The sequence below is a fragment of the Variovorax sp. 01T439_2 genome (assembly GCF_056398445.1).
This window is the reverse complement of record NZ_JBFTPJ010001330.1, coordinates 1-1,099: the sequence shown is the minus strand read 5'-3', so window position 1 is coordinate 1,099 and position 1,099 is coordinate 1. Positions and strand designations below refer to the sequence as shown.

1 protein-coding gene is annotated in these 1,099 nt (G+C 68.2%); it reads left to right on the top strand.

Annotated features, from left to right (window positions below; all coding sequences use genetic code 11):
- Positions 1–1,099 (top strand): terminase gpA endonuclease subunit (locus AC1DOC_RS34695; RefSeq protein ID WP_478131717.1); only part of this gene is annotated, 1,099 nt, incomplete at both ends.

Sequence of the window (1,099 nt, the reverse complement as noted above, 5' to 3'; positions counted from 1 at the left end):
GGACCGGATGGTGGACCGTGGCCAGTGGTTCGCGCGCTACCCTGAGCGCCGCATCCGAGGGTATCGGGCCAATTTCCTGTACTACCGCTTCGCCCTCGGTCCTCGCTGGGCAGAGATGGCCCAGGTGTGGGTCGACGCGCAGGGCGATATCGCCGCGATCAAGACCTTCGTCAACGACCGGCGCGCGGAGGCGTGGGAGGACCCGGCCATGCGCGCGGTGAAGCAGAACGCGATCGCCGAGCGCGCCGAGCCGTATCGCTTGCGCCACGCGCCTGCCGGTGCACTGGTCGTCACCGCGGGCGTCGACACGCAGGACAACCGCCTCGCCGTGCAGATCGTCGGCTGGGGGCGCGGCATGGCGTTCTGGGTGATCGACTACATCGAATTGATGGGAGACCCGGCCGACGATGCCGTGTGGGTCAGCCTCACCGAGCTGCTTAACAAACCCATCGCGCACGACAGCGGCGCCACGCTCCGCGTCGAGGCTGTGGCGATCGACATGGGCGGCCACCGTACGGAGGCCGTCAAGGACTTCACGCGTCGGCGGCTGGTGCGTCGGCCCATGGCCATCTACGGCGCGAAGCACAACAACGCGCCGGTGCTGGGCAAAGGCAAGCTGTCCGACGTGGATTGGCGTGGCCGCAGCGACAAGCGCGGAGTGATGATCTACCAGGTGGGCACCGTGGCGATCAAGCATTGGCTGTTCGGTCGTCTCTCCACGGACTCAGACCGCGAGCCGGAGCAGCGCCTCACCCACTTCAGCGACGAGCTCGAGCCGATGTATTTCGCCGGGCTCGTGAGCGAGACCTACGACCCTCGCAAGAACACCTTCGTGAAGCGCCGCGGCGCCCGCAACGAGCCGCTCGACACATGGGACTACGCGTATGCGGCGGCCCATCACCAGGAGCTGCGCCTGCACCGCTGGACCGGCGCCGACTGGCAACGCGCTGCCGAACGCCTGCAAGCCCGTGCCACCGACCCCGAGCCGGCGCCTGCAACCCCTACGCCTTCTCCGACACCCGACACCCCTGAACCCCCCCCGAAAGCCCATGAACCTCAACCCGTCAATGCCGACCGAGCCCGAATCGCAGCCCGACCC